This window comes from Bacillus sp. AY2-1, from assembly GCF_008368965.1.
Classification (GTDB): Bacteria; Bacillota; Bacilli; order Bacillales; family Bacillaceae_G; genus Bacillus_A; species Bacillus_A thuringiensis_S.
In genome coordinates, this window is sequence record NZ_QPEL01000240.1 from 1 (window position 1) to 6,698 (window position 6,698).

The following is a 6,698-nucleotide window of genomic DNA, read 5'->3' on the forward strand; positions in this document are numbered from 1 at the left end:
GTTTTGAGGAAGAAATATTATCTTGATAGTAATATAACAATACTTCTAAGAAATCTAAAAAACTCTAATCAATACATTTTAGCTGTTAAGAAGAATATTCAATCCAAAACTAATGGCGATTTATTAACCTAACATCTCAATATCAATATTTAAAAAGATGCTCCTGGATTTATCCAAGAGCATCTTTTATAAAGCTTTATTTTAACTTATTTATAATGTCTCAATTAACAATTATATAGTTGTAATCAGTCCTTTAAAAATGATAGGAGTGCTTCATTAAATTCTTTAGCATGCGTTGCATTGAGCCCATGTGGACCACCCTTTATTAATGCTACTTTAGAATTAGGAATTGCTTCATGTGTTAATTTCCCACTATATTCATATGGTACAGTTGCATCTGAATCACCATGAATGACAAGGGTAGGTATATTAATCTTGGCTAAATCGCTTCTGAAGTCTGTTTTGCTGAAAGCAGCGATACAATCTAATGTTCCTTTAGGTGATGCACCCGCAGCGATATCCCTATTGTAAAGTCGAAATGGTTCACTAACTAAGTCAGTTCGATCTCCAGCAGCAAAAAAACCTTTCGTAAACTCATCAAGGAATGCTATGCGATCACTTTTCACTCCATTTTCAAATCCTTGAATTGCTACATCATCTAATACACCCTCAGGATGATCTGCTGACTTGTAAAGGAATGGTGGTACAGCTCCGGCAAATACAGCCTTCTCTATTCTATGGGTTCCATATTTCCCAATATACCGGGCTACTTCGCCTCCCCCCATAGAAAAACCAACAAGTGTGACATTTTGAAGCTCTAAATGTTCTAATAGTTGATGTAAATCAGAAGTAAAGGTATCATATTCATACCCTTCCCACGGCTGAGATGATTTTCCAAAGCCTCGACGATCATATGTTATAACTCTGTATCCAGCCTCAACAAGAGCGGGAACTTGATATTCCCAAGATCGACCACTTAACGGCCAACCATGAATGAGTACAACTGGTTTTCCTATACCATGATCCTCATAATATATCTCAATTGGTGCTTGATTTTCGGTTCCTACAGTAATTTTTGCCATTCTCCTACCTCCTTTAATATGTATCCTTTTCTTCAATAATTCGGATGAATCTCATAAGCTATTCATGCACGTTTATGTTGTGAACTCTAAGTATGAAACTCTATTGTTCCAATGCATTTTTTCTCCGTTTGGAACAATCCCCCCTCTAATACCTTTTTCATCATAAAATAATTACTGAACATTACTCATATTCAATTGTAATAACAAAAATAGGTGACTATCAATATTGTTCTATCTATAGGATGTATAGGTAAAACCAATCTATTTTATAGTGAAAACAACTATAGTTACGACCTATACAAATTATAGATAATTTAGAATTGATTAATGAATCAGTTTTCAAATACTATAAATTTGTATAGCACTTCATGTTCTGTGAATGCTGCTATAACCAATATTATTGGTCAGCTTAGTTATAAACGAAGAAACTTATGATAGTATTCGACTATTTAAACTTTCTTCGATTACTTAATTTTTAGGAGGAATACATAATGACTGATCTCTATTCTCGTATTAACAAAGATGATGCTGTCGTGCTTTTAGTAGATCATCAAACTGGTCTTATGTCCGGACTAGTACGTGACTATGGTGTTGATGAATTCAAGAACAATGTTTTAGCTCTTGCTCATACTGCTAAGTTTTTTGATTTACCAGTTATTTTAACAACAAGTTTTGAAAACGGACCTAACGGACCTTTAATGCAAGAATTGGTTGATCTCTTTCCTCATGCACCAAAAATAGCTCGACCTGGACAAATTAACGCATGGGATAATGATGATTTTGTAAAAGCAATCGAAGAAACTGGAAAAAAGCAAATTATCATCGCCGGCGTAGTTACGGACGTTTGTGTTGCTTTCCCTGCACTTTCCGCTATAAAAGCTGGATATGAAGTATTTGCTGTTACTGATGCTTCAGGTACTTTCAATAAACAAGTTGCAGATGCTGCAAATACTCGTATGGCACATAGTGGTGTGCAACTTATGAACTGGTTTAGCGTAGCTTGCGAATTACAACGCGATTGGCGCAACGATGTCGAAGGTTTTGGCAATTTGCTTGCTAGCAATCTTCCAGGCTATCAAAATATAATTGGAAGCTATATGGGCGCACAGCGAGATCTTAGTAAACAAAATGCATAAATGTATTTCAAGGAAATAGCTTTAAATCACTTTTTAAAAAATGGATAGTATACATTTAGTGCTGATTAAATCAGCACTCTCTTTTTAATTAACAGAAAAAACATTATTTTCAATAATATTGATTTTAAACAATTAAAAAAGGAGCGTTTTATTATGAGTAATTTAGAATTGTTAAATCCGGAGAACAGTGCCTTAATTTTGATTGATTTTCAGCCTCAAATGACTTTTGGAGTTGCAAGTATTGATAGACAAACATTGATTAATAACGTTATGCTGCTTGCTAAATCAGCAAAAACTTTTAACGTACCTACTATTCTTACTACAGTTGAAACACGCAGCTTTTCTGGTTATTTTTGGCCGCAAATTCTTGACATATTCCCAAACCATGAAATTATAGAACGCAGTTCAATGAATTCTTGGGAAGATCCAAAATTTGTTGAAGCAGTTAAAGCAACAGGTAGAAAGAAATTAATATTTGCAGCACTTTGGACTGAAGTTTGCCTTGCATTCCCTGTGCTTGAAGCAATTAAAGCTGGCTATGAGGTGTATGCAGTTGATGATGCTTCAGGTGGTACTAGTTTGACAGCACATAACGCTGCTATGCGTCGTGTAGAACAAGCTGGTGCAATTCCAGTGACAGCAATTCAAGTTTTACTTGAATACCAACGTGATTGGGCACACAAAGACACTTATGATGCTGTAATGGAGATTGTAAAAGAACACACTGGCGCTTATGGTCAAGGTGTAGAATACGCATATACTATGGTTCACGGCGCGCTTCCAAGCAGAAAAATATGAAACTAGAAGGAGTAGCTGTCGAAGAGACTCATACAGAGAACACAATGGATGCTGCTAATCCAGTAACAACGATTGTTACATGGGAAATTCAACAGGGTAAAGAAAAACAGTTTGAAACATGGAGACATGAAATTGAGGCTGCGGCTACTAAATTCCCAGGACATTTAGGTGTAAATCTAATAGTCCCAAGTAACGAATCCAGAGAGTATACTGTTATTTTTCGCTTTGATACGTATGAGCATCTACGTGCTTGGCAAGAATCAGATGTTCGCCGGGATTTGTTAAAAACGGCCGAGCAATTTCAAGCCACTAATCCAACTTACAAAACTGAAAGCAGTTTGGCTTATTGGTTTGTTACTCCGAAAACGCCAGTTCCACCGCCAAAATGGAAAATGTCTATCGTTACCCTTTTGGGTGTATGGCCTCTTAGCATGTTAGCTCCTAAATTGATAGGACCTATTATAAAACATATGAATCCTATTATGTCAGCTTTTTTTGTTTCTGTATGTATAGTGTCCTTGCTATCATGGGTAGTCATGCCGATTTTCGGTAAATTATTTCATCCATGGTTACAAAATAATAGAAAGTAGACGAGGTGTGAACATGACTTTACCGGATATGATCTTATATAACGGAAAAATTACTACCCTTGACCCTTCTCAACCTGAGGTATCTGCTATCGCCATAACTGATGGTTTAGTCACTGCAGTAGGTGGAGATGAGCTTCTTAATAGTGCCACGGAAAAAACAAAGAAAATAGACCTTAAAAGAAAGAGAGCTATTCCAGGCCTGAATGACTCTCATATACACGTTATTCGTGGTGGTCTACATTATAATATGGAATTACGTTGGGAAGGCGTGCCATCACTTTTTATTGCTCTAGAAATGCTCAAAGAACAGGCAAGGCGTACACCTGCTCCTCAGTGGGTAAGAGTAGTTGGAGGTTGGTCTGAATTTCAATTTAAAGAGAGACGGTTGCCAACTTTGGAAGAAATTAATGCCGTTTCTGAACACACTCCTGTCTTTGTGCTACATCTTTACGATAGAGCACTTGTAAATCGTGCAGGGCTGCATGCACTGGGATATACGAAAGATACACCAGACCCTCCAGGCTGCTTAATTGAGCGGGATAAACGAGGTAATCCAACAGGCCTTTTAATTGCGAATCCTAACGCTTCTATTCTTTATTCAAGTTTGGGTAAAGCACCAGTACTTAATTTTGACGACCAGATTAACTCAACTCGCCATTTTATGCGCGAATTAAATAGATTAGGTATTACAAGTGCTATTGACGCAGGTGGTGGATTCCAAAATTATCCGGATGATTACAAAGTTGTTGAACATTTAGCCGAGAAGGAACAATTAACTTTGCGTATTGCTTATAATCTATTTACGCAAAATCCAAATCATGAATATGAAGACTTTGCTTCATGGGCAAAAATTGTTTCTCCAGGTCAAGGAAGTGATAAGTATAAAATGAATGGTGCCGGAGAGATGTTAGTATTCTCAGCAGCCGATTTTGAAAAATTTCAAATGCCACGGCCTGAACTAGCTACGATGATGGAAGCTGACTTAAAGAAAGTAATTTCTCTATTGGTGGAAAACCGTTGGCCCTTCCGTTTACATGCAACTTATGATGAGTCAATCACACGTTTCTTAAATGTATTTGAGGAAGTTAACAGTGAAATTCCTTTTAATGGTCTACGATGGTGGTTTGACCATGCAGAAACAATCTCAGATCGTAGTATGGAACGTGTTAAGGCTTTAAATGGCGGTATTGCCATCCAAGACCGCATGGCTTTTCAAGGTGAATACTTTGTTGATTTATACGGAAAGGAAGCTGCAAAGCGTACTCCTCCGATTTATCGTATGTTAGACCTTGGTATACCTGTTGGCGCCGGTAGTGATGCAACTAGGGTTTCCAGCTATAACCCTTGGGTTGCCCTTTACTGGATGGTTGCCGGAAAAACCATTGGTGGGCTTTCCATATACGATGAAAAAAATAAACTTGATAGAAAAGTAGCCCTGGAATTATATTCAAAAGGAAGTGCGTGGTTCTCTGATGATGAAGGTAAAAAGGGAACCCTGGCAGTAGGTCAGTTTGCTGATCTTGCTGTATTGTCTGCTGACTACTTTACTGTGCCAGAAGAAGAAATCAAAAACCTTGAATCATTACTCACCATTATGGGTGGGCAGGTTGTTTATGGAAATGATGAATTTAAAAATTTATCACCTGAATTGCCGCCAGCATCACCTGATTGGTCACCGACGGGCGTTTATGGTTATGGTGGTGCTAACCTAGCCAACACTATACTTTCCCACGATTCCCATGATAACAAGTTACATAGTTGCAGTAACCCTCTCCATCAACACACTCATACCGTAATAGGAAAAGATGGAACTACATGGGGTATCGGTTGTACTTGCTTTGCTTTCTAAGTCAAAACCACCGGTATAATGCCGGTGGTTTTCTTTCTGCAATAAGGGTATGTAGATTCGAAATAGCATTGTATATCCCTACATGGAATGTGTTACTATGCGATAAGACCGAAGAATTGATTGATTAACTTAACTTGTTTTTGATAGCCTTCTCTCCTTGCAAAGTCTGTCCTTTTTTCCTTAATTAAAAGTCAATGGTATCCCCCTCTTGATCGACTACACCACACATATAAATCCACTGCCCTTTGACTTTAATATAGATCTTAATTTTTCAATTGTTACACTAGAATCATTATTATTTCTATTACACTGATACTTTTTGCGAATCATTTAACTTCTGCATAAAGATACGTGCTGCAAAACTTAAAAATTTATCATCAAAGTGAATAAGATTAATATCTTGGCTTGGTGTTGGATCAGTAATACGAACTATGCTCAAAGTATCATTATTAACAAAGTTAACCAGTGAAAGAGGTATTATGGCAACCCCATGTCCATTGTATACAAGGCTCAATAGAGAAATAGAAGATTTTGTTTCTATATTTGCTTCAGATAAAGATAACCCTAAACTCTCACAATATATCTTAATAGATTCACGACAACTACATGAAACCATTATTCTACTCAGCCCTACTAATTCTCGAAAAGAAACAAATGATTTTTCATTCAAAGGATGATTTTTTGGAATTACAAGGACGAGCTCTTCACTATACAAAAGGGTGCTTGTTAATATGTCTGGAATTTGAGCACTACGTGTAATCCCGAAATCAATATTTTTGTCAACGATTTGATTTACAGCAACTTCGGATTCTATAATCTTTACTACAATGTTGGGATAATGTTGTTGAAACTTCATAATATAAGGTGTTAAATAAGTGAGATCCTCTAATAAACCTCCTATAGTAATCACACCTCTTTTTACACCCTTTAATTCAAAAATTTCATTATACACGTCATCAAATTGTTGCATGATAAATTTTCCTTTATCAAATAGCAGCTTACCCGCTTCTGTCATTTTGATACCTCTTCCAACTCGATGAAACAAGGGTGTATCAAGTTCCCCTTCTAAAACACGGATTTGTTGACTTAAAGTCGGCTGTGAAATACCTAGAACTTCCGCAGCTTTAGTGAAACTATTATTATTACAAACTTGAATAAAATACTCTAAATGACGTAATTCCATTCTTGATACCCACTCTCCGCTTTATGAAAGATTTATAATTTAAAGGACGATATGTATACG

General features: G+C 36.7%; 6 protein-coding genes. 4 read left to right on the forward strand and 2 right to left on the reverse strand.

The genetic code is table 11. The annotated features are described in order from the left end of the window. Positions 1-245 precede the first annotated feature (245 nt). The gene (locus DN403_RS29625) at positions 246-1,082 is read right to left on the reverse strand and encodes an alpha/beta fold hydrolase (protein ID WP_001074304.1); all 837 of its coding nucleotides are present in this window, start codon (positions 1,080-1,082) and stop codon (positions 246-248) included. Between the two features lie 491 nt (positions 1,083-1,573). On the opposite strand from DN403_RS29625, the gene ycaC reads away from it, so the two are divergent. The 4 genes from ycaC to DN403_RS29645 all read left to right on the forward strand — a co-directional run bounded on the left by ycaC (position 1,574) and on the right by DN403_RS29645 (position 5,455). Then, positions 1,574-2,218, forward strand: a complete 645-nt coding sequence (gene ycaC, locus DN403_RS29630) for an isochorismate family cysteine hydrolase YcaC (protein WP_000131212.1) — start codon at positions 1,574-1,576, stop codon at positions 2,216-2,218. Between the two features lie 153 nt (positions 2,219-2,371). Beyond that, positions 2,372-3,016, forward strand: coding sequence for a hydrolase (locus DN403_RS29635; RefSeq protein WP_000067162.1), 645 nt, complete (start codon positions 2,372-2,374; stop codon positions 3,014-3,016). Further along, complete coding sequence (locus DN403_RS29640; protein ID WP_133963746.1) at positions 3,013-3,606, forward strand: antibiotic biosynthesis monooxygenase; 594 nt, start codon at positions 3,013-3,015, stop codon at positions 3,604-3,606. Before DN403_RS29635 ends, DN403_RS29640 begins: the two co-directional genes overlap by 4 nt. A gap of 13 nt (positions 3,607-3,619) precedes the next feature. Next, positions 3,620-5,455 (forward strand): amidohydrolase, encoded by a 1,836-nt coding sequence (locus DN403_RS29645; protein WP_000174494.1) that lies wholly within the window; start codon positions 3,620-3,622, stop codon positions 5,453-5,455. A gap of 304 nt (positions 5,456-5,759) precedes the next feature. Here DN403_RS29645 and DN403_RS29650 read toward each other — a convergent pair whose 3' ends face one another. Then, the gene (locus DN403_RS29650) at positions 5,760-6,638 is read right to left on the reverse strand and encodes a LysR family transcriptional regulator (protein ID WP_000423185.1); all 879 of its coding nucleotides are present in this window, start codon (positions 6,636-6,638) and stop codon (positions 5,760-5,762) included. Positions 6,639-6,698 lie beyond the last annotated feature (60 nt).

Coding starts and splice junctions, on each gene's coding strand:
- DN403_RS29625 (WP_001074304.1), bottom strand. CDS start 1,082: ATGGCAAAAATTACTGTAGGAACCGAAAATCAAGCACCAATTGAGATA.
- ycaC (WP_000131212.1), top strand. CDS start 1,574: ATGACTGATCTCTATTCTCGTATTAACAAAGATGATGCTGTCGTGCTT.
- DN403_RS29635 (WP_000067162.1), top strand. CDS start 2,372: ATGAGTAATTTAGAATTGTTAAATCCGGAGAACAGTGCCTTAATTTTG.
- DN403_RS29640 (WP_133963746.1), top strand. CDS start 3,013: ATGAAACTAGAAGGAGTAGCTGTCGAAGAGACTCATACAGAGAACACA.
- DN403_RS29645 (WP_000174494.1), top strand. CDS start 3,620: ATGACTTTACCGGATATGATCTTATATAACGGAAAAATTACTACCCTT.
- DN403_RS29650 (WP_000423185.1), bottom strand. CDS start 6,638: ATGGAATTACGTCATTTAGAGTATTTTATTCAAGTTTGTAATAATAAT.